This is a genomic window from Microcoleus sp. A6-C6, assembly GCF_036705955.1.
In the GTDB taxonomy this organism is placed as follows: Bacteria; Cyanobacteriota; Cyanobacteriia; order Cyanobacteriales; family Microcoleaceae; genus Microcoleus.
Genome location: NZ_JAUBVR010000013.1, coordinates 36901 through 58866, shown reverse-complemented (window position 1 = coordinate 58866; position 21966 = coordinate 36901). Strand labels below are relative to the sequence as shown.

Annotated in this window: 25 protein-coding genes; 12 read left to right on the top strand and 13 right to left on the bottom strand. The window is 44.9% G+C overall.

Annotated elements, in window-relative coordinates; genetic code table 11:
- Positions 1-15 precede the first annotated feature (15 nt).
- The 3 genes from QUB52_RS08100 to QUB52_RS08090 all read right to left on the bottom strand — a co-directional run bounded on the left by QUB52_RS08100 (position 16) and on the right by QUB52_RS08090 (position 3210).
- Positions 16-984 carry a DUF362 domain-containing protein gene (locus QUB52_RS08100; RefSeq protein ID WP_265233996.1) on the bottom strand — a complete coding sequence of 323 codons (969 nt, stop codon included), beginning with the start codon at positions 982-984 and terminating at the stop codon, positions 16-18.
- Between the two features lie 301 nt (positions 985-1285).
- A complete protein-coding gene (locus tag QUB52_RS08095) occupies positions 1286-1612 on the bottom strand; it encodes a hypothetical protein (protein WP_265233995.1) in 327 nt (108 codons plus the stop codon).
- A 173-nt stretch (positions 1613-1785) separates the two neighbouring features.
- Positions 1786-3210, bottom strand: a complete 1425-nt coding sequence (locus QUB52_RS08090) for an aspartate ammonia-lyase (protein ID WP_332972900.1) — start codon at positions 3208-3210, stop codon at positions 1786-1788.
- A gap of 305 nt (positions 3211-3515) precedes the next feature.
- On the opposite strand from QUB52_RS08090, the gene QUB52_RS08085 reads away from it, so the two are divergent.
- From QUB52_RS08085 to QUB52_RS08065, 5 genes are all read left to right on the top strand, one after another.
- The gene (locus QUB52_RS08085) at positions 3516-3668 is read left to right on the top strand and encodes a hypothetical protein (protein WP_332972901.1); all 153 of its coding nucleotides are present in this window, start codon (positions 3516-3518) and stop codon (positions 3666-3668) included.
- Between the two features lie 524 nt (positions 3669-4192).
- Positions 4193-4645, top strand: a complete 453-nt coding sequence (locus tag QUB52_RS08080) for a hypothetical protein (RefSeq protein ID WP_332972903.1) — start codon at positions 4193-4195, stop codon at positions 4643-4645.
- 111 nt (positions 4646-4756) lie between these two features.
- The gene (locus tag QUB52_RS08075; protein ID WP_265233991.1) at positions 4757-5041 is read left to right on the top strand and encodes a peptidase; all 285 of its coding nucleotides are present in this window, start codon (positions 4757-4759) and stop codon (positions 5039-5041) included.
- Between the two features lie 241 nt (positions 5042-5282).
- The gene (locus QUB52_RS08070) at positions 5283-7163 is read left to right on the top strand and encodes a hypothetical protein (RefSeq protein WP_332972905.1); all 1881 of its coding nucleotides are present in this window, start codon (positions 5283-5285) and stop codon (positions 7161-7163) included.
- 389 nt (positions 7164-7552) lie between these two features.
- Positions 7553-9241, top strand: coding sequence for a DNA repair helicase XPB (locus QUB52_RS08065; RefSeq protein ID WP_332972906.1), 1689 nt, complete (start codon positions 7553-7555; stop codon positions 9239-9241).
- A 165-nt stretch (positions 9242-9406) separates the two neighbouring features.
- Here QUB52_RS08065 and QUB52_RS08060 read toward each other — a convergent pair whose 3' ends face one another.
- The 3 genes from QUB52_RS08060 to QUB52_RS08050 form a co-directional block, all read right to left on the bottom strand.
- The gene (locus QUB52_RS08060; protein ID WP_332972907.1) at positions 9407-9691 is read right to left on the bottom strand and encodes a Txe/YoeB family addiction module toxin; all 285 of its coding nucleotides are present in this window, start codon (positions 9689-9691) and stop codon (positions 9407-9409) included.
- Positions 9667-9903 carry a type II toxin-antitoxin system Phd/YefM family antitoxin gene (locus QUB52_RS08055; RefSeq protein ID WP_332972908.1) on the bottom strand — a complete coding sequence of 79 codons (237 nt, stop codon included), beginning with the start codon at positions 9901-9903 and terminating at the stop codon, positions 9667-9669. The genes QUB52_RS08060 and QUB52_RS08055 overlap by 25 nt, the downstream gene beginning before the upstream one ends.
- A gap of 190 nt (positions 9904-10093) precedes the next feature.
- Positions 10094-10735 (bottom strand): peptidase M15, encoded by a 642-nt coding sequence (locus QUB52_RS08050; protein ID WP_332972909.1) that lies wholly within the window; start codon positions 10733-10735, stop codon positions 10094-10096.
- Positions 10736-11100: 365 nt separating this feature from the next.
- On the opposite strand from QUB52_RS08050, the gene QUB52_RS08045 reads away from it, so the two are divergent.
- Positions 11101-11268: a DUF2281 domain-containing protein gene (locus tag QUB52_RS08045; RefSeq protein ID WP_265233986.1), complete on the top strand. Its 168-nt coding sequence runs from the start codon at positions 11101-11103 to the stop codon at positions 11266-11268.
- A gap of 276 nt (positions 11269-11544) precedes the next feature.
- On the opposite strand, the gene hpsJ-A is transcribed toward QUB52_RS08045, so the two are convergent.
- The 4 genes from hpsJ-A to rfbB all read right to left on the bottom strand — a co-directional run bounded on the left by hpsJ-A (position 11545) and on the right by rfbB (position 15180).
- The gene (hpsJ-A, locus tag QUB52_RS08040; protein WP_265233985.1) at positions 11545-12222 is read right to left on the bottom strand and encodes an HpsJ-like protein, cyanoexosortase A-associated; all 678 of its coding nucleotides are present in this window, start codon (positions 12220-12222) and stop codon (positions 11545-11547) included.
- A 44-nt stretch (positions 12223-12266) separates the two neighbouring features.
- Entirely contained in the window at positions 12267-12935 is a 669-nt protein-coding gene (locus tag QUB52_RS08035) for a cyanoexosortase A system-associated protein (protein WP_332968713.1), read from the bottom strand.
- Positions 12935-13789: a cyanoexosortase A gene (gene crtA, locus QUB52_RS08030; RefSeq protein ID WP_332972910.1), complete on the bottom strand. Its 855-nt coding sequence runs from the start codon at positions 13787-13789 to the stop codon at positions 12935-12937. The genes QUB52_RS08035 and crtA overlap by 1 nt, the downstream gene beginning before the upstream one ends.
- Before the next feature lie 284 nt (positions 13790-14073).
- The gene (gene rfbB / locus QUB52_RS08025) at positions 14074-15180 is read right to left on the bottom strand and encodes a dTDP-glucose 4,6-dehydratase (protein ID WP_332972911.1); all 1107 of its coding nucleotides are present in this window, start codon (positions 15178-15180) and stop codon (positions 14074-14076) included.
- A gap of 358 nt (positions 15181-15538) precedes the next feature.
- On the opposite strand from rfbB, the gene QUB52_RS08020 reads away from it, so the two are divergent.
- The 5 genes from QUB52_RS08020 to QUB52_RS08000 all read left to right on the top strand — a co-directional run bounded on the left by QUB52_RS08020 (position 15539) and on the right by QUB52_RS08000 (position 19436).
- Entirely contained in the window at positions 15539-16015 is a 477-nt protein-coding gene (locus QUB52_RS08020) for a hypothetical protein (protein WP_265233981.1), read from the top strand.
- A gap of 238 nt (positions 16016-16253) precedes the next feature.
- On the top strand, positions 16254-16859 hold the full coding sequence (locus QUB52_RS08015; protein ID WP_332972912.1) for a DUF1517 domain-containing protein: 606 nt from the start codon (positions 16254-16256) through the stop codon (positions 16857-16859).
- Between the two features lie 468 nt (positions 16860-17327).
- Complete coding sequence (locus QUB52_RS08010; protein ID WP_332972932.1) at positions 17328-18230, top strand: hypothetical protein; 903 nt, start codon at positions 17328-17330, stop codon at positions 18228-18230.
- Positions 18231-18239: 9 nt separating this feature from the next.
- Positions 18240-18341 (top strand): DUF3370 family protein, encoded by a 102-nt coding sequence (locus tag QUB52_RS08005; RefSeq protein ID WP_321161531.1) that lies wholly within the window; start codon positions 18240-18242, stop codon positions 18339-18341.
- Positions 18342-18419: 78 nt separating this feature from the next.
- A complete protein-coding gene (locus QUB52_RS08000) occupies positions 18420-19436 on the top strand; it encodes an S-layer homology domain-containing protein (protein ID WP_265233979.1) in 1017 nt (338 codons plus the stop codon).
- A 138-nt stretch (positions 19437-19574) separates the two neighbouring features.
- On the opposite strand, the gene QUB52_RS07995 is transcribed toward QUB52_RS08000, so the two are convergent.
- The 3 genes from QUB52_RS07995 to QUB52_RS07985 all read right to left on the bottom strand — a co-directional run bounded on the left by QUB52_RS07995 (position 19575) and on the right by QUB52_RS07985 (position 21406).
- Complete coding sequence (locus QUB52_RS07995) at positions 19575-19973, bottom strand: alr0857 family protein (protein WP_265233978.1); 399 nt, start codon at positions 19971-19973, stop codon at positions 19575-19577.
- 435 nt (positions 19974-20408) lie between these two features.
- Entirely contained in the window at positions 20409-20924 is a 516-nt protein-coding gene (locus tag QUB52_RS07990; RefSeq protein WP_265233977.1) for an HNH endonuclease, read from the bottom strand.
- Between the two features lie 221 nt (positions 20925-21145).
- Entirely contained in the window at positions 21146-21406 is a 261-nt protein-coding gene (locus QUB52_RS07985) for a hypothetical protein (protein ID WP_265233976.1), read from the bottom strand.
- An 83-nt stretch (positions 21407-21489) separates the two neighbouring features.
- Here QUB52_RS07985 and QUB52_RS07980 point away from each other — a divergent pair, with 83 nt between their 5' ends.
- A complete protein-coding gene (locus QUB52_RS07980; protein ID WP_265233975.1) occupies positions 21490-21825 on the top strand; it encodes a ribbon-helix-helix domain-containing protein in 336 nt (111 codons plus the stop codon).
- Positions 21826-21966 lie beyond the last annotated feature (141 nt).

The following is a 21966-nucleotide window of genomic DNA, read 5'->3' as shown; positions in this document are numbered from 1 at the left end:
TTGCAACTTGCTTTGTCACTTTTTACAGAAAAACACATACATTCCGTTATTTTCTTTAATGAAGCGGATATACAAATTTTTGAAAGTAGACTTGATCACGCGGGGCATCCCAAAGTCAATGGGCATCATACTTTCGGGCAACTTCCAATCCAAAACTTTGAGAGTTTCCGGGTGCAACAGCGGAAAATCGATCGCCTCCAAATTCGAGCACAGCCGCAATTTGATCGCCGCAGCTACAGTCGGAACCAGCGCCGGATCGACATTAATAATTTCCACTAAAGTTCGATCCAAAGCAAACACATCACTCGACGCGCCCAAAATTCCTAAAAACTTAGGTTCGCCGCCGCTGGGCCCGTTACCTTCGTGACCGATTATACCGTCTAAAATCGTCAGATTTGGGTTAATTGTTCGGGCCGTTTCTACCAGCATTTGACCGAATCTGGCGCTATCTTTGCCGGCTTCCATGTGCCACCAAGCCTTCATTTTCCCCGGTACGCAGCCGAACAAGTTTTTTACGCCCATTGTCACGGTTAATTGAACGTGAGATTTGAGTTTGGGCAAGTTAATCACGACATCTGCTTCCATTGCTTCTTTGCAAAGTCGGAGATGATTGAACTCTTGGCTGACTGTTTCGTAGCGTTTTCCTTGAAACTCCACTACTGGCAAATTGAGTTCTGCCAACAGTGGTAAATAACCGTTGGCTTTGGCTACACCCATCGCGCTACCAAAAGCTGGACTGTCTCCTAAAAACGGTTTTCCGCCCGCTTCAATGACCATTTTGGCCACGCAGTAAACTAATTCTGGCCGGGTGACGCATTCTTTGGTAGGGCGAGCACCTGTCAGAAGATTGGGTTTGAGTAAAACCCGATCGCCCGATTTGACAAAAGCCGACATTCCGCCCAAGGGTGCGAGCAAATTTTCTAAAGATTTTAGTAGATTTTGGCGATCGTATGAATTGGCACGAATTAAACTAACAGCAGACATAATGGGTAATGGGTAATGGGCATTGGGCATTGGGCAGTGGGCATTGGGCAGTGGGCATTGGGCATTGGGCATTGGGCATTGGGCATTGGAAGGAGAAATGGATTATTGATGTTTTTTCGTTTCGTGATTACCCATTACCAATTACCCATTACCTATTAAGCTGTTCTACGTTTAAATTGTACATCAAAAATTAATAAAGATATTGTGAAATGGGCAGGCGAACCCGTTCCAAATATCCAATTTAAATGCTAAACAGCTTACCAATTACCCATGACCAATTACCAATTACCATCAACTAAGTTTAAGTATTCATCGGCAATCTACCAACAGCAGCCCGCTGCATGGTACTAACTCGCTGCGAGTTAGAGAATATTCCTTGGCCTTGCAGTTCAGGGATAGCAGGTTTAACTTCCACTTTCACCAACCTGGCAGTGCAGATAAAAACCGTTTGATCGACTAAATGAAAAGTCAACCAAGGTTGATTTAATAAATTCAGCACTTCCTCTTGAAATTCTTGTGCAGGCATCGGGATAGTAAAGGTTTCCGTGTGACCTTCCACATAATGAAATGTCACTTGAGTTGTGTTCTCTTTATCTTGAGTTAATTTGCCAAAAGAACCTGCGCGCATAAATCTTGCTCCCAAACTTTAGACTATAAAAAAAATTCAGAATTAAATGTAAGAGATTGAATTCTGAATTCTTTAACTGTAACCTGTGACAGCCGTTAAGCAGAACTCAGAAGGCAGAATGCAAAATTAAATCGAGTTCAGCCTTCTAGTTTCTAGCTGATTCCTGCGAGATCCTATACGTTAGCAGAAGATGTTGGCATCGCACTCATTTTCTCTAAATCTAGAACTGTTGCCAAGTCTTCTGCATTCATTAAACCGCGTTCTAGCACAATTTGCCGCAAAGATTTGCCGGTTTCGAGAGATTCTTTGGCGACGGCGGCAGCGTTGAGATAGCCGATGTGAGTGTTGAGGGCGGTAACGAGGGCGAGACTGCCTTCTGCGTAGGCGAGACATCGATCGCCCTTTGCTTCAATTTTGTCGAGGCATTTGGTTGTCAGGGCGCTGATGGTATTGCCTAAAATTTCGATGCTGTGAATTAGATTGTAAGCGATTAAGGGCATCATCACGTTCAATTCTAATTGTCCCGCTTGGGCTGCTAGGGCGATCGCGCTATCGTAACCCATAACTTGAAAACACACCATCGAAGTCATTTCTGCCATCACAGGATTGTATTTTCCCGGCATAATTGACGAACCAGGTTGCACCGGAGGCAGTTGAATTTCCTTAAAACCCGTTTTCGGGCCGGAGTCCATCAAACGCAAGTCATGGGACATTTTAACGCAATCCTGAGCGAGATTTCGCAGTGCGCCGGAGACATTAACAAACGGTGCCATACTCTGCATCGCTGCCATTAAATGCGGTGCTGGTTTTAGGGGGTGGTCGATTAATTCTGAGAGAATTTCAGCAACTTTTTGAGAGTATTCAGGGTGAGTATTTAACCCTGTTCCTGCGGCACTTCCCCCCAGTCCCAGGGATGTCAAATCATCGGATGCCCTGTCAATTCTCAAGGTATGTTCTCTGAGAATTTGCGCCCAAGCGCCGAAGGTGTCGCCGAGTCGAACCGGCACAGCATCTTGCATATGAGTGCGGCCGGATTTAACAATATTTTTGAATTCTTCTGCTTTGTTTTCTAGGGCGACTACGGCATCCGACAAAGCCGGAAACAAAGTATTTTCTAACGCCAACAATCCGCCGATCCGAATCGCAGTCGGAATCACATCATTGGTAGATTGACCGTAGTTTACATGATCGTTGGGACTGACGCGCTTGTAGTTGCCTTTTTCATCGCCCATAATTTCCAAAGCGCGATTGGAAAGAACTTCATTAATATTCATGTGGTGAGAAGTTCCCGCGCCTGCTTGGTAAACATCAACTACAAATTGATCGCGCAAATTTCCTGCTAAAACTTCATCAGCAGCTTGTATCAGTGCTTGGCTGATATCTTCAGGAATGCAGCCGAGTTTACCGTTGACTATCGCCGCAGCTTTTTTAATTAAAACGCAAGCATCGACGTAAGTTGATAAAGGTTTGATACCGCTAATTGGAAAATTTTCAACGGCGCGCAGAGTTTGAATGCCGTAGTAAACGGTAGATGGGATTTGTTTGTCTCCCATTGAGTCGCTTTCGGTGCGATAGGTAATGGCTGGCTGTTGCGTCATATCGTTTGGTTTGTGATAATTAGGAAGTGTACATTTTTTTTGTAACAGCGTGTTCTGGGTGTTTTTACTTTACCGCACCCGCTGGCGACTATACAGTAGCATAAATTGCGATCGCCCAAAATTATCCCACATCCTAGGGTTTAATCTCAAATCTCGAAACTCAAATCAAGTCTGGGGCGAGGGCGAGGGCGAAAAAGCCGTTGACAGAAAGCTAAAATTTATCTGCAAGGGCGATCGCACGCAGACAGGAATGCTTAGCTATAATCGTACAAGTAAATCCATTTCATACTAAGAGTGAAACTCCCATGAACAAACCAGCAAAAACTTTCAAACAGCTAAATAATTTGATAATCGGCTTAAGTGCCTCTGCAATTTTTCCAGATTCAGTCAAGGCTATGTCCAGCATTTTCCCCTCCACAGCAATCCGGGAACAATCGGCAATTTTAATGGTTCAGTGACAGCAGCAGATTAAGTTTAAAAGAGGTGCTAGCTCAGTCGAAGTAAAAGGAGGAGTAGCGCGCGGCAAAGTCATAATTTATTTGATTGGTGTCAAACAAAGTTAAAGGATGAATCTTGAAATTCAATCAGTCGAAGCAAATGCTGTTTTTAATGCGATCGATCCGAATACAAACGCCTTAACTGAAGGAGCAAAAACTTGGTCGGAATAATTGCCCCAGACGGGAAAATATCAGATAGTCGTCGGTACAGAACGAGGCGGTGCGAGTTACACTTTGTCAGTTTCGATACACTAACATTTCGACGTTTCCTTTAGATTGTTAAATCCTGTCAGCGATCACATTACCTTCATTCCCGAAACTAGATTTCTGTAACTCCCGCGCCGTCTCGAAGATGACAGCGCTAGCAGCACGATCCTCTTGGGCTGGCTGCTAAGTGCGATTAATTGCAGAAATTGCCGTTTTAGCGATCGATCTGCTGGTTTTGTGACACAATAGATTGTAGTCTTAATTTTTTAGGAGTTTTCATGGCTCGTTTCAATCCAATCCTTATCCTCAGTGCCGTCACCCTTGTAGCTTTGGCTGGTTGCGGCGACAAAGAAGCATCCACTCCGTCAACCCCACCTTCAGCGGTTCCCCCTGCTACGACTACGACGACTACTACTACCACCGGATCTGAGAAACCAGTATCTACTGCTAGCTATCCAGAGTTAATGAGTGTAGTTACTAATACCAAAGCAGCAGTTGACACTGGTGATTTCGTTAAAGCTAAAACCGAATTTGACCAGTTTGAAACTTCCTGGAAGAAAGTCGAAGATGGCATCAAAGCTAAGGAACCTAAAAGCTACGATACCGTTGAAGAAACTACAGAAAAAGTAACAAACGAACTCAAAAAAGCCAAGCCCAGCAAAGACCTAGTGCTGGTTGAATTGCAGTCGCTAGAAAAGACCATCGCTAGCATTCCTAAGTCCAAAATGTAAGTGCTAATTTGAGTGTTTGTTTCTAGTGCGGCGTTCGCCGTAATTGCTCAGAAACAAACACTCAATGCTACCTCATTATATAAGCTGAGTATTTCTAAATTTTCAACCGTTATGAAAAAAGCATTTCGCAAGTACCATCGCATTCTAGCTATAATTGTTTTTTTACCAATTACCCTCACTGTGTTGACTGGAATGGCTACAACAGTTGTCAAAGAGTGGCCGATTAGCACAGGAATTTCATCGAGATTATTGTTGAAAATTCATACAGGTGAAATTTTTCACCTGCAAGCAATTTACCCGATTTTAAACGGATTGGGAATGCTCGGCTTGCTGGTGACAGGTTTAAGTATGTCGGGTTTGTTTGCTAGAAGAAAGCAGCCAACCTCCAACGATTAAAAGTAAAGATGTAAAAAACTTACGAAGGACTTGATGACGACTCTTGAACCAGGTAATTTTAGGGTGAGAAATATTCCCTTAAAAATCCAAACAAATAACCTATGCAGAGTTCCGGTTCATCGTACCGTAACTGTTGAACCAAAATTCTGAATCTTGTAACAAAAATTCAAGTTTCGCATCCCATAAAGTTGTTATAATTGGGTTGCAATTTTTTTTTGAAGCGGGCGCATCGCCAAAAATTATGCCGCGTTACCCAAGTATAGATAACCTTCTTAGCCTCCAACAGGCACTGGAAGCAATAATTGTTGACGATTTAAAAAAGCTCAAAGCATTATTACCCGATTCTCGTAAATTAACCCGTAAAGCGGATCTTGTTGATGGAATTAGATCGCAATTGCTGGGAGATAACCTTCGGAAACTGTGGACGCAATTAGACGATCTCCAAAAAGCGGCTGTAGCTGAAGTTATACATGGGGAGGATGGCTATTATTTTCCTGAAATATTTAGGGCGAAATACGGAGAATCACCAAATTTTGGAACAATCGATCGCTATGGAACTAACAGAGAACCATCACTGCTATGCTTGTTTATTTATGGCAGCAAGATTCCTTACGATTTAGAAAAATCATTGCTAAAATTTGTGCCAAAGCCGAAAAAAACGACCTTGGATCATAGTGGTGAAACATTAAAAAATCATGTTAAACTCAGCGTCCGAAAATACAACTATAGTACAGGGGAAAAAGATACAGAAGAATACGATATTCCCTTGGCTTCTTGTGAAACACAGTTGGCAGCCACAAAGGATTTAGCTGCTGTTTTGCGTTTGATTCAGTCGGGGAAAGTTGCTGTTAGCGTGAGAACTGGTTTAGCTAGTGCTGCAAGTGTAAAAGCGATCGCCTCTATATTGCAAGGCGGTGATTTTTATAATGAGGAACAGCGTCAAATTACCCTAGCGCAGGATAGCGACTATGATGATGAAGTATTCGCTGAAGTCGGTAGCATTAAGCCCTTTGCTTGGATAATGATAGCGCAAGGGAGCAAGTTCGCGGAACGATCGGGCAAAAAGCTAGTTTTGACAAAAGCGGGACTGAAAGCCTTACAAGAATCACCCGCCAAAGGTTTACAAACAGCATGGAAGCGCTGGTTAAAGACCAAAATCTTTGATGAATTTCGCCGCATTGATGCGATCAAAGGACAAACTGGCCGGGGTGCAAATGGGATGACGGATGTGGCGTGGCGCAGAGATGCGATCGTCTCTGTGCTCGCAGAATGTCCTGTCGGTAAGTGGATTCTATTTTATGATTTTAGTAAATATCTAGTCGCAACAGGTCATAGATTTGAGGTAACAGAGGAACCGTACTGTTTATATATTGGTGAAGCTGGGTATGGAAACTTATCAGAATTGGGTGGGCATAGTTGGTCGATTCTGGAAGAACGATATATGCGGTGTTTTTTGTTTGAGTATGCTGCTACTTTGGGAATCATTGATGTTGCATATGTCGATCCTGCGCTCATACCAAGCGATTATGACAATCTTTGGGGAACGGACTATATGGAATTCCTCAGTCGTTATGATGGCTTAGTATATTTTCGCTTGACGAGTTTGGGGGCTTACTGTTTGGAGTTGACGGATAAGTATACTCCGCCAGTAATTGAGATCCGTCAAACGCTGCGGGTATTACCGAATCTTGAAATTATTGCGGCGGGAGATGGTGTGGAGACATCTGATGCGATCGTCCTAGATATCTATACTAAGAAAGTGTCGGATGTTGTGTGGCGTCTGGATCGCCCAAAAATCTTCGCAGCCATTGAAAACGGATATCCATTAACTGAGTTTACAGAGTTTTTGGACGCCAGGAGTATTGAACCGCTACCGCAAACTGTGCAACAATTTTTAACTGATGTTATGGAGCGATCGAATAGCGTGCAAGATATAGGTAGTGTCAGGTTGATCGAATGTACTACCGCCCATTTAGCATTGCTGATTGCGAATGATTCCCGTACTAAAAAGTTCTGTCAGTTGGCGGGCGATCGCACTTTAGCGGTTCCATTGGGCCAGGAAACTAAATTTCGCACCGCCCTGCGGCAAATGGGCTATGTTTTACCCCAGAGTGATAAATAATACACCTGATATTATAGCCTTTCTCAAAAAGGTGAGGTACGCGAAGGGCATAGGGCATAGGGCATAGGGCATGAGGCTCTCCTTATCTTTCTGAGAACTGCTATATTAGTGTCAACAATCGCCCGAAAACCTTTGTATCTTTTGTTTATAGCTGAGTCCAGATCCCCCTAAATCCCCCTTAAGAAGGGGGACTTTGAGAATAATCTTGTCCCCCCCTTCTTAAGTATTTGTAGGGTGCGTCGCGGGCGATAAATCCCTAAAAAGATCGACAATCTCGATCGCGACGCACCTTTGACATAGACTGGATCAAATAAACCAAACATTTCTCTTCCCTCTTCCCTCTTCCCTCTTCCTTCTTCCCTCTTCCTTCTTCCTTCTTCCTTCTACTTATGAGTTATGTTGCTGAAAATGCTTTAATCGTACAGAGCGATCGCTCAATTTTACTAGAAGTGCACGCCCCAACAGCACAAAAAGCACGAGAAGCGATCGCACCCTTTGCCGAATTAATCAAAAGTCCCGAACACATCCACACCTATCGCATCACGCCCTTAAGCGTGTGGAATGCGCGGGCGGCGGGAATGTTAGTTGAATTGATGATCGCAGCTTTGCGAAAGTATGCTAAATATGACATTCCTGAGTCGGTAGCGCAGGAAATCGCACTGCTTGGTACACGCTACGGATTGACGGTAATTGAAAGGATTGATGCGGAAAATACCGATTTACAACTGCGGATTGCCGATCGCCCGCTGACGGAGTTGCTAGTGCGGGATGAGCGCGTAAAACCGCTGTTAGGTAAGCGGATTTCGGATCTTTGCTTTCAAGTCGATGCGGGGAATCGCGGTGTACTCAAACAAGCTTTGCTAGCTGTGGGTTATCCGGCGGAAGATTTAGCTGGATATGTGGAAGGTGCGGAGTTGAAAATTACGTTGCGCGATCGCACTTTAGGAAGCGACTTACCCTTTAATTTGCGTGCCTATCAAAAAGAAGCAGTAGAAGCATTCTATCAGAGCGGAGAGGTTCGAGGTGGCAGCGGTACGATCGTCCTACCCTGCGGCGCTGGTAAGACGATTGTGGGGATGATTGCGATGAGTTTGGTGCAGCAAAAAACATTGATTCTCACCAGTAGTTTGACATCGGTGCACCAGTGGCGCAGGGAAATATTAGACAAAACGAGTTTAACTGAAGATGCGATCGCCGAGTACAGCAGCAAGAGCAAAAAAACGGCTTCTGTAACTCTCTCGACTTACCAAATGCTGAGTTATCGATCGACTAAAGATGATGAATTCCCGCATTTCGAGTTATTTAACGCGCAATCCTGGGGACTGATTATTTATGACGAAGTGCATCTATTACCCGCACCGATATTTCGGATTACCGCCGACTTACAAGCGCGACGCAGGTTAGGTTTGACGGCGACATTGATTCGCGAAGACGGGAAGGAAGGCGATGTGTTTACGCTAATTGGCCCCAAGCGCTATGACGTACCTTGGCGGGAATTGGAAGGACAGGGATTTATTGCCACAGCCAATTGTACCGAAATCCGTGTCGCCCAAAATGAGGCCGAAAAGATGGAATATGCCCTAGCGCCGCGCCGCAGTCAGTTTCGGGTTGCTGCGGAAAATCCGGGTAAGTTGGATGTGGTGCAAAGTTTGTTGCAAAAGGAGGCGGGGCATCGTATTTTAATTATTGGTGAGTTTCTGGAGCAGTTGGATGCGATCGCCCTTGTTACCAAATTACCGCTGATTACGGGGAAGACAAAACAGGTTGAGCGCGATCGGCTATACGAAGCATTTCGTAACAAAGAGATTCCCGGATTAATTCTATCTCGCGTGGGCAATTTTGCCGTCGATTTACCCGATGCCGATGTGTTGATTCAAGTATCGGGTAAATATGGTTCTCGCCAAGAAGAAGCGCAGCGCCTCGGACGAATTCTCCGCCCGAAATCTGATGGACATACTGCGAGTTTTTATACATTAGTCTCCCTACAAACTTGCGAGGAGGATTTTGCGCGACACCGCCAACTGTTTCTGACTGAACAGGGCTACAGTTATACTATTGAGGTTCAAGGCGATGGTTAGTCAGCGTTGTAGAATAGACTTGAATTGCATTCATTCCCTTTCAATTCTTGAATTTATCTACGTCTATCTGCGTTAATCTGCCTTGTATCTACGGTTTACGGATCGAACTATTTAGGGAATTCAAGTCTATTAAGCGATCGATCCGACTCCACCCCCTAAGAAACACTACTCATAATGCGTCCACATCCGTAAAATTTTCACCGTATTTTCAGAATCAATAACCTCATACACCAGACGATGCTGAATATTGATTCGCCGCGAGTACGCACCTGCCAAATCTCCCACTAATTTTTCGTAGGGTGGTGGATTTTGAAACGGATTGATTTTAATGATATCAAGTAAGGCTTGTGCCTTATCTCGTAAATTACTAGAAGCCAGTTTTTGGGCATCTTTCTGTGCCTGTTTGGTGTAAACTAAATCCCAACTCACCACTCTAACTCCCGCTCGCATTCCTCAAGCGGTGTCGCCAATCCTTCCCGAATCGATTCTCGCATTCCCGGAACTGAGAGAAGATACAATGTTTCTTGCACCGATGCCCAATCAGCTTCAGATAACAACACGGCATTGCTACTCTGTCCTGCAATAATAATGGGCTGATGCGACTGGCTCACCGTATCAATCAAATTTTGTAACTGCTGTTGAGCAACTTTGACTGGAATCATAACTCTTTTTAACTTTTCCTGCCTCTATTATAGTTTGAGCGATCGCACATTTTACTCGATTACGATACTCATTTCGTATTTTTTCTGATTAGAATAGCTGTGTTTTTCTAGGATATGGGAAAAGGGCGGGCGATGTAAAGATTCGGAGCAGGGATATAATTATAGCATAGAGGTGCAAGGGGATAGTTAGTCAGCGATCGATAAACTCTTGATAAAACTGCTCGTGCAAACCTGAGAAATTATCCATCCCCTCCTTTGTCAGACACCCGCTCTTACCAGTGTGCGGATTTTTTACGTAGCTATAAATTACTTTTGAAACATTAGGATTCTCGCGCCAACTAATGTTGAATGCTGCATACTTTGGGAAAAAGGTCATTCCTGCATAAGCATCAATGTGGTCATGTATCCACCATGCCAATGCTGTCCAATCTTGAGTGCGTTCATAGTAAGGGATGAATGATGTAACAACAATACATACTGTTGCTCCCATATACCCCTCTGAATCTTTTACGTCCCAGATATGTTGTGCATAGTTGGACTCATTACTGGCACAGTTGTACTGATTTTTATTCTCTGCTCCTTTGGCGTTCACCACACAAGAACGATAGGCTGAGCGGATACTAATCCGACCAAGCGCATCTTGAATTGGTTCAAGCACTCTCTCACACAAATTCTTTCCGGCTGCGATCGCCAATTCAGGATCGCTAGGAATGTTAGAGATACCTTCAATTTGAGAGATTTCCAAATAAAGAAACTCACGCATGAAAAAACTCTTAGAGAGTTGAATCCGTCCTAGCTCTTCCAAAGCTTTAACAGTTTGTGGCTTTCTCATAGAATTAACTACAGCAATTAGAGGTGCATACCTTAATGTTAAACACTGACAGATAATTTAGAAGAATTATTTCAGCCAAAAGCGAAGCCAACTAACTTATAATTGTAGTGCAGATGCGGTACAATACATGATAAAGTCTAAAAATACCGCAACTTGCCCACGTGTGTCCGCCCCTTCTTACCCCCGTCGGAATCTCTTGTTCTCGATCGACGGCGCACCATCCGACTCAAATATCTTACTCATCGCACTTAAAAAGCGATCTTCGCCTGCTGACAGTGCAAATTTGATATAGAACAGGTAAAGTGTGCAGTACGCGCCCTACAAATACCCGTACAAAAACACGATCGATGTGCAGGTAAAAATCAATGACACAAACACTCGATATCGAAAAAATATTATTAGATAATCTGCGGATGCTTTCGACAGACAAACAGCAGGAAGTGCTCGATTTTGTGCAATTTCTAGTACACAAATTGCAGCAGACACAAGATTTATCAAAAGAAAGTTATGAGTACAGCAGTTCGCTAACATAACCGCCACCACTCAAGCTATTTTTCACAGAAATTGCTAAATTGCCGATCGCCATAAAATACTAGCACCATATATGGCTGTCACAGCCCAATATTTTTTGACAGATCCTGAATTAACTGAATAGGGTTAAGACAGATGCCCCTAACCCCCCTTAAAAAAAGTGGGGACAAGAATACCGATCAAAGTCCCCCTTATTAATGGGGATTCAGGGGGATCTAGACTCAGATTAAAGCGAAATTATTCAATGGTTTCAGGCATAATTTGACACCAATACTTACTTAACGAGCCCAATCAGTACCGCGCCAGATTGTGAAAAACAAAACACTAGAAATCAACGCGCCCAGCAGCCACTTAACAGCATTTTTGAATAACCCCAAGCGCTGACTTGACTGAACCGTGGCGCTTTGAGACTGCAACCGTTCCTTAGCCGGAGTAATTCTCGAAAGAATTTGGCTTTTCAATTCCTGCGGGTTTTGCGTATCCGCTGGTACCCCCAAACGGCTAAGTTCCCCTGCCAAATTCTTTAAATCTTCAGGAGTACCCTTATTTAACTTTTCTTCTACCTGCTGCAACTGAGCTAATTGTTGGTTGGCTTGAGCAGTAATTTGCTTGTCATTTTGGTTGTTCACGTAGATAGTGCCAAAAATTCCCAAAGGCATCATCAACAGAAAAACCACCGCCAGCAGCAGACACACCCAAGACAAAACCTTCAAAAAAACGTTTTCCAAGCTTCTGCGGTCATATCCTTCTCCAAAAAATATCAGCGCCATTGCCAATAGAGGAACTGGCACCCGTTCCACCACAGCGCCAATCGTCTGCAATTCCCAGACGCGATTCCCAAAATTTGCTGGTATCAGAACTGCGATCGTATCTAATAAAGATAGAATTAATAGACCGTAGCCAATCCAACGCAGCCTGTAGATCGAAAAACCTTGCTCGCCTTGTACGTCATTCATAAATAATCACAATTGTGGTTACAAAAAATCTCTCTTGACTTCACTTAAGGTTCGGGAAATCGTGGTTGCCACCACCCATACCAAGAAACCCAAGCATTTTCTAGAATTTTTTGGGCATCTTCTGGAGTTGTTTTATCCAAAGGTACAGACATCTGAGCCCACAAACATCGCCGGTCTTGAATATTACCCCTACCCAACAGCCAAAACAGAATGCGGTTTGGCTGCCAATCGCGAGTATTGCGATTGTATCTAAACTGTTCGGCAGTGACTGTAGCACCGCCACGAGGATTGATACACGAACTCAAATACAGTCGATTCTGCTGTTGCAAAATTCCGTGAAACCCCGCGCCTTGAGTCTTTGCTAATGCTAGTTTACCAGGAGACGACTTGAGAATAGTATGTCCCTTCATCATACTTTCCACATCCCCGATGGTGTTTACCGCATAGCGCATCTCTATTTCTAAAGCAATGCTACTTTTTTGATATTCATACTTTCTGGCAGCTTTGACTTCTGAAGTATCGCTAATTTTGAGTGGGGTGCTCTTTTGTAGTTTCCACTCTGCTAGAGGTACTGACTCTGGAAATTCAAACTGGGTGGCAGCCTGATTTCCAGTCGAAGGATATAAGGTGAACTTTCCGGCGACTAACAAAACCCCTGCAAAAGTAATAGCCAAAAGAGAAATCCTAACTGGTTTCCAATAGGTAATAGCCATTAGCAATTTTGTTTTTCCTTAGTGGGCGGTTCGTCTTTCAAAATTGCAAACCAGCAGAATAACCCGAAAATGAAGACAGCAATCATCGAAAATACTACCGAACCATTTCCTTCGTGCCAGTATTTAAATGCTGCGGGTTGAGATAGCGATACCAGCACAGCCATGAGAGCGACTCGCGCGGCATTCACTACAAATGCAGTAATTATTGCCACGATTGGTACTACAATCTTTTGACCTAAAGTTGTCGGAAACATCAGCAAGAAAACCAGGGCTAATCCTAACAATTGTAGAATTGCATTCACCCCCGAACAGCCGTGATACACTTCTACGCTGCCTTTTTCTAGGATGAGAAATACTCCTTTCCGTATCACTTCAAATCCTAAGTAGTGCAGGATGAAAGCAGAAAATTTTGCTGTTAATTGGGCTACGTCAACGAATACTCCGATCAATCCGGGAGGAATGGCTGTGTAGGCAAGAATTAGCAGTTCCTGCCAGTATTGTTTCAGCCCTTTTGTGCCGGAAGCTAGCAACGCCAGACTTACTCCTGTCAAGAAGGGCGAAAGTCTGATAAAAAAGTCGTATCCCGCAGGTATCGAAGAACTTTTGAGCAAGATGAAAGCAATTAACGATGCCCCAAAGAAGCTGGCGAAAACTCCGCTTTCAAAAGTTAGGGATTCGTGTTTTTCCCAAATCAGAAATGCTACGACTCCCCAAAACAGTAACATTGTGCCGAACAGGTCAGTGTCGTTGGTTCTGGAAGTCAGAGTCAGGTGGAGGGCAATCAAACCGGAGGCGATGCCTAACAGCCAGTATTTAGGTTCTTGGACTTGTTTGAGCCAGTTGATTTCGGTCATTGCTGCTTTCTGTGTTTACTAAAAGCTTCTAAAATGTTTAATTTGATCGCTCTATTGAAATTATCAGCCACAACCACTTAAATTTGTGCGTTTGGGATGACTGTTAACTAAATCTTCACAAAGATTGACAATGGTGAATATTTATGATATAAAATGCACTTAATTAAATCAGGATTTACGCGGAAACCGGGTTTTTTAACTAAAATGCTTGGTTCAAGACCTGGATAAGAGTTGAAAAACCCGGTTAATGATTTACACGCTGGCGTGCGATCGCACGAAACTGACTAATTAGCGTATATTTTGCTGTAATAAGTTTGATATTCCTCGGAAAGTAGGGGTTCCCACCACTCGCGATGGGCTAAGTACCATTCCACGGTCTGTCGCAAACCTTCTTCAACTGTGACTGAGGGAGTCCAGCCCAACTCTGTTTTAATTTTGTTGGCATCAATAGCGTAACGCCGATCGTGCCCAGCTCGATCTTTGACAAATGAGATCAGTTGTTCGCAAGGACGCGCGGGTAAATCTGGGGCTAATTCGTCCATTAACTGACAGAGCATTTTGACTAAATCGAGATTTTTTACCTCGTTGTTGCCGCCAACATTATAGGTTTCCCCAGGCTGTCCGCGGTTGATCACGGCATCTAAGGCGCGGCAGTGGTCGAGCACGAACAGCCAATCTCGCACGTTTTGACCGTCGCCGTATACTGGCAGCGGTTTGCCCAATAGCATATTGATGCACATTAATGGAATCAATTTTTCGGGGAAGTGATAGGGCCCGTAATTGTTGGAACAGTTGGTGATAATTGTGGGGAGGCCGTAGGTGTGGAAATAGGCGCGGGCGAGGTGGTCGCTGCCGGCTTTGGAGGCTGAGTAGGGACTGTTGGGGGAGTAGGCGGTTGTTTCGGTAAATGCTGGGTCGTCGGGGCCGAGACTGCCGTAAACTTCGTCGGTAGAAACGTGGAGAAAGCGCATTTGGGCTTTGACAGACGAATCATCAATGGCTTCCCAATGCTTGCGGAAGGCTTCTAGGAGTGTGAAGGTGCCGACAACGTTGGTTTGAACGAAGGCGGCAGGCCCGATAATTGACCTGTCAACGTGGGATTCTGCGGCAAAGTGGGCGACTGTGTTGATGTTTTCTGCTTTGAGCAATGTATCGACTAGGGTACGATCGCAGATATCGCCTTGGACAAACCGAAAATTTTCTCCTCCTTCCAAACTTGCCAGGGTTTGTCGGTTGCCGGCGTAGGTTAAAGCGTCTAGTACGACTACTCGTGAATTGGGATAGCTGCTGCACCAGTGATGCACAAAATTGGAGCCGATAAATCCAGCCCCGCCTGTGACCAACAATCGATGAGGATCTCGCTCAATGCCTTGATTCCCGCTGTCTGTCATAAAAATAAAAAGTTTTCCAATAACGAAGTCTTTTCAAAAGTAGCCTTAAATGTAGTTTGTCATCAAGTGTTTGCCACGCTGTATTAAAATTTCTGCTATTTCACCTCAATTTTTTTGATATGAGTGCGATCGAAATATTGGCTCACCTGACTTTCAATTATACCAATCTTTTAGCCAAAACGCTTGCATCACAATAGTTTCAGCCTGGTAATTTGGTAATTTAAAATTTTTATTGAGATCGGGCGAGCGTTGGCAGTTGCGATCAATCTGTGATTTGGGCGGCGATCGCCTGTTGATAGATTTGTAAAGAGCTGTTACCATTTATTTTTTAATGATCCTTTACAAAATCCAGAACACCATGAAGAAGTTTCAAGTGTTAGTTGGCATTGCTTCCATCGTGGCAATCGCCAGCAGCATTGCCATAGGTGATGCTGCATCTGCTTTCCCCTGTTCCTACAACAAATCTGGGGCGACGAAATCTGGTTCTGCGACAACGCTGCTAGGTTCCGGTGGCTCTGATCAAATTAATCCGTGGAAATCTTACAAAACAACAGCTCTTGGTTTTCTGGGTTTGGGGATTTTGGGTGGCGGTGCGGCTTACATGAGCTATCGCGCCGGTCAGCGCGCCTCTGCTGCTTGCGCTGCGATGAGCGATAATTTTGAAATTTTTGAAGATCCGGCAGATGCAGGTGTAACTGAGCCAGCAGATGCGGTTGCAGGCGTTCGCGAACATCCAGAAGCTCCGGGCGGCGAGCTGGATTTGTCGATCGAGCAAGTTGCCGAGTTGAGTTCGGAAATTGCGATCGAACAAGTCGAAAGTGCGATCGTCAAATAGTTACCTTAAACCAAAGTATTCGCTCAGCAAGCCTCCAATCTTGCAAGATTGGAGGTTTTTTGATTTTAAATTATCGACACAATTTGCGGTGATTGCGATCGCGAAGCACAGCAAACAATCACAGAGGAATCGATCGCTCAAAATACCCTCGATCTCAATCTGAGGTTAGACGGCAAGAGTTCAAATCGCCTGCTATTGTTGGAAATATAGCCCTACAGATTTACAACTATAGTTTTTTATGAATGCTTGGCGCGATCGATTCAATCAATTTACAGGTAAAACTCGATTAGCAGTTTGCCGCATATTCGTTCAGCTAACAGGCGAAGAAGTTGCACCGCTGTTAGGAGTTCTCAACCGCACCGCCAGAGAAGCAATTGATGCCGATGGCGATTTAGAAGTGTTAGGAGAAGGGCTGGTTGAAATTTGCAATCACCTGTTGCAGTATGACAACTACTGGCAAGCAGCGGCCAATGTCGGCGATGTTTTTTGGGATGAAGGCGAAGCAGGCGATTATGTAGATGAACTTTTTACGGATTCAGCGGATCGCTATCTGAGCGAGCCTCAACATAGTACATCTGTTTACGATAAAAATTCCCCCTTGTCTTTGCCAGTAACTAGAAATGTGGTGGTGATGTTGACAGTCGCCTATGAAGGCGAAGTTCCGGATCTAGAAACTGACCTTGCTGACATCAGCACCCTGAAAGTCGGCTTAAAAGCATTGATTAATTTACATTACCAAGAAAGGCTGCGAGCTGTGCAAGTTCACTTTTCTCCCGCACAGTTGGGAGACGAACTGACCAACGACCAAGTTTTGGTGAATTTCCCAGAACTGATTCCCCTTTAATAATGAGAAAAATTCTAACTAAAAAAGGTTTGTAGTGAGGGCTTCAGTCCTCAAACTGTGAATAAATCAGGAGTTGAGTCCAAAGTGCGATCGGGTGTGGAGGAAGTTGTTGATAATTCAATAGGATGGGAATCTTACATTCGAGTAGGCGAAAGGCTGTGAAAAACAGATGCTGCGATTGCTTCGTTCCTCGCAATGACAAACAAAAAAAAGCATTAACCCAAGCAGATTGATGACTAATGACTAATGACTAATGACTACTGACTAATGACTACTGACTAATGACTAATGACCAATGACCAATAGACCTCTTGCAAAAATAACTAGGACGGGCAAGATGCCCATCCCACAAAAAACATTTTTCCTTGTGGAACGGGCATCTTGCCCGTTCCAAAATTTGATTAAAAGGATTTTTGCAAGAGGTCTAATGACCAATGACCAATGACCAATGACCAATTATTATTTATTATGCTGCGAAAACTGACAATTTATTTAATGGCTTTAACATTATTGTGGACGGCAACTGCCTGCGGTTCTCCTAGCGCGCAATCTCCTGTGAATCAGCCTGAAACTCCGGCTGCAAATCGGAATATTAACACGGTGGGTGCTGCACCAAACAATAACAATCAGTTGAGTCAAGGTCAATATCCCGTACAGCAAGCTACCTACGACGATAGTGATGGCGAGTACAGTTTGATGTTGCTGAATACTCCCCCCGGCAGTACCCCTGTTTACCGTACTACCGATTTGCAAATGGCTCGCTTGACGGAGGAAGAAATCTCGGCAGGCAAGAAAAGTTATCTAAGTCTGGATAACAATAAAGCGAGCTTGCATTTGACAGAAGATTTTAAAATAGAGTACGTTCACAACGTTACTGAAACTGTTAACAATCCTCAAACAGGTCAGCCACAAACGGTGGTAGTTCGGCAGCAATCAGGCTTCTGGGCGCCGTTTGCAGGGGCTTTGGCAGGTCAGGCGATCGGCAGTTTGTTATTTACACCGCGATATTACGTGCCGCCACTCTATCAGCCTGGGGTAATTATGAGCGGATATGGCGGGTACGGCAATACTTACGGCCAAGCTGTCTCGCAATATCAAACTCGCTACCAAGCCCCGCCTCCGGCTGTGAGAAACCGTCAAGTTTTAAGGACGACGGGCCGCTTGCGATCGCCCACATCGAATGTGCCAGTAAGACGCCCAGCACCGCCAAATGCCAATCGATCGACTGGTTCGGGTTACGGAGGCAGCGATTTGAGGCGATCGCAGCAGGCACGTCCCAATCAAAACAAACGCCAGCCAAGCTTTGGTAGCGGCAGGAGTTCTCGTCAACCGAGTCGGAGTCGCTCTTTCGGAAGCGGCAGAAGGCGCTGATGAAAGAGATTGATTGCCTTGCATCAGCAACCGATCTCGATAAAAGTTGATTTTATCTATCCTCCCGATGCCACACCGCCGCAAGTATTGACGGCGAGAACTTTGGAATAGTTGATGGTAGCGGTCTCTGCCTTCGCCAGACTCAAAAAATATGTGATTTAATTGCTTCATTGATAGTAGGTGACAAGTATGTCTTCTCCACAACCCCCGTTAAAGCAAAGAAACCCTCTAGGTTTTGATGAATTGATTGCGATCTTGGTTGCTTTCGGCACGATGGGAGCAATTTTCTTTTGGGTAACGGGCAGAAATCCCGATCGATTGAATGCCAGAAGTTGGCAATTTCCAGCGGTTTTTTCTCAACCTGCTGCTGCGCCCGACAGTCTGAAAATATTAACGCCTGTGTCGCCGAGTTCGGATATGCGATCGCCCGCTACCACGATCGTTCCCTCGCAACCGGATATCGCCCCTGTCGCACCTATCGGGCCTGTTTTACCAGTATTTCCTCTTCTGGGGACGATCGTGGTTCCCGAAACGCCAATTGCGCGATCGACTGTCCCTCCAGTCATTATCAAACCGAAAGCAGCTAAACCAAAGGTTGGCGCCGTTAAATTGTCCGATGTTCCTGAAAAATATTGGGCGCGTCCCTTTATTGTCGCTTTAGTCGATCGCAAAATCTTTACTGATGTCACCGACAACAAGTTTCGGCCTGACGAACCGATGACGCGAGCCGAACTAGCGCGCTTAATTGAGCGAATGTCCGACAAAGAACCGAGCCGAAAAACGATTAATTTTGAAGACGTGAAAGACAAGAACCCTGCCGCCAGTGCGATCGATGGCAGCGTACAAAAAGGATTTCTTAAAGGATATCCCAACAATGAATTCCGTCCCACAAAAGACGTTCCCCGTGTCGAAGTCATCGTAGCATTAGCTAGCGGTTTAAACCTGAAACAAGAAAAAAATACCAGCAAGATTTTACAAGTTTATACAGACAGGAAAAAAGTTCCGAAATGGGCAGTTGACAAATTAGCAGCAGCAACAAAAGCTGGCATTGTTGTCAACCATCCCAATCCTACACTTTTGCAGCCAAACAAAATAGCAACTCGCGGGGAAGTAGCAGCCATGATTTACAAAGCTATGGCGAAACAAGGCAAAGTTCCTGTTAAGCCTTCTGACTATGTTGTGAAGCCCGTCAAGCCATCCAAATAATATTTTGGGGCGCAATCAACATCAAAACTGAGATGCTTCCGAGGGGGAGAATGGGAAGAGTGGAAAAGGCCCAGATGAAGAAAATATTTCCTTCAAGCCTCTTCCCTCTTCCCTCTTTTTTTCCTTGTTCATCAGATATTAATCGCCGACTTCCCCGACAACCTCAGCAGCAGCCTGAGTTTCGAGCCAGAGTTTGAGCAACAACAGTTCTGCCCGATCGCCCAAAACAGTCGCAAACACCCCATCAGCGCCCTCTGACGCGCCTCCAATCCACGTACCGCGCAGAGTCACTTCCACAAAATCAGCATCAGCAACACAAAGATCGATCGCCTCGCTGTCATTTCGGCGGGCCTCAGATTCCAACAGAGACAGCGCCGGCAAATTCGCCGGCAGCAAAAATGCCGCAGTGCTCGGTTCGACGCTGATGCTTTGACCAACTCGCATAGCCAGCACAACTCGCAGCGCCACTAACTGTTCGGGAGATTGAGCCAAACGCTCCAGGTTAAAGCCCGTTTCAGTATAAGTCAACTTCAGCATATTGACAGCCCTAAATTTGAAATTGAAAATTTGAAATTAGTCATTAGTCATTAGTCATTGGTCATTGGTCATTGGTCATTAGTCATTGGTCATTGGTCATTGGTCATTGGTCATTGGTCATTGGTTATTAGCATTTCGTAGGGGCGGGTTTAGCTAAAAATATATGATACAAATGAATAGAAAAATGGCAAAACCCGCCCTCTTAATCATCAGTCATCAGTCATTAGTCATCAGTCATTGGTCATTGGTTCGCATATTAGGCATGGGTAGTGAAAAATCGGGTTTATACGAGTTTTGGGACAATCCACGAGCAATGTATTAAGAAACCTGGTTTCTGGGGTGACAAATGCGATCGCGAAATACAATTGTTAGTTGTCAGTTGTTTTTGATTAACTAATGACCAATGACCAATGACCAATGACCAATGACCAATGACTAATGACCAATTTGGTATTCTTGCCAAAACATTTCGGCAAAAACAACAGTGGGGTGCATAGGAGCCTTCGGCTTAGTTCGCAGAGACATTTGAGCTTCTATGGGAGTTCGATCGCCCTTACGAGAGTTGCACCCTTCGCAAGCAGTCACCACGTTGTCCCAAGTGTGCGGCCCGCCCTTCGATCGAGGCATCACATGATCCAACGTCAAATGCCGATTGCTGCCACAGTATTGGCAAGCATGGGCGTCGCGGCGCAGCACTTCCCGGCGATTAACCGGTGGCACTTTCCAAACGCGCTCCCTGTTACCAAAAGTCAAGCGGATTTGTTCGGGTACATGGATGCTGGTGCTGGGCGATCGCACCAGATAGCCATTGCCGATGCTAAAATCCAGAGGTTCAGCCTTGCCTGTTACCAAAAGTACGATCGCCCGTTTGATATTGACACGGCTCATCGGTAAGTAATTTTGAGAAAATACAACTACAGATTGCCTCAATACATCAGTTGCTATGATCACGGCTTGCTCCTCCTCATTTGGATTTTAGATTTTGAATTTTAGATTTTTGATTTGGGATTTTCGTTTCGCTAGCATTGGCTACACCTAGTTTTTGCGAGTTCCCCAAGCCTTTCCAAATTGCTCAAATATCCAATCAAATGCCCCCGTTTCTGTTACGACAGAAGCGGGGGCCAAAAAAACTGCTTTCATGCAAATTTTCATCCTGTGTCGGTACAGTTTTTTTAGCTGTACCTCCCGCTTCGCGTATCTTTTTGTGGCTGTGCCACTCCCAGACCGTCCCGGTCTACCTGGTTGTAATTAATTTCTGCATTTTGTCTTAATCCACTATAACCGGGTTTATTTAGACGATCGCCCGCCCAGAAGGTTGCTGTGGTGACCAAACCCACCATCAAAACGTGCCGTGACGAGTCGCTGCAACCCCAAGGGCGATCGCGCTGCGGTTGATAGGTGGAATTGGTGGAGAGAAATGTCACAGTAGGCACAAAGCGATCGGAGACCTTTAAATCTAGCTTTAAACATACTACACTGATATTACACGTATGTCCACCTGTCACGGAGAAAAATAATGCATACCTTACCTAGAACCTCAACCACCGAAATGGAAGTCACCAGCATTCGACTAGAAAAAGAGCTCAAGGAGAGACTCAAAGAGCTCGCGGGGAATCAAGGCTATCAAGCTTTGATTCGAGATTTGCTCTGGAATTACGTCCAGCAGAAGTCTGGAGAGTATCGCCAGATGTTTTGCCGAGAGGATATTCGAGCCAGTATTAATGCCACAGCACAGCAGGAGGAACGCTGCGCGCTTACAGGAGAAACGATCCGAGTTAATGAGTCGATGTTATTAGGCCTGACGATGCACGGGGAAATGGTGCCGCTAAGTATGGGGAGTATGGCTGGATAAACCAGTCGATCGAGAATTTGCCCGGCCTGGGGTGAAGGCCCCAGGCGCTGAATATCAAATCCCGAAGCATTTCCAGATATCTATTTAACGAAAGCAAGAAGACGCGAAGTGCGCGAAGCAAGATCGGAGAAGGAAGACGCG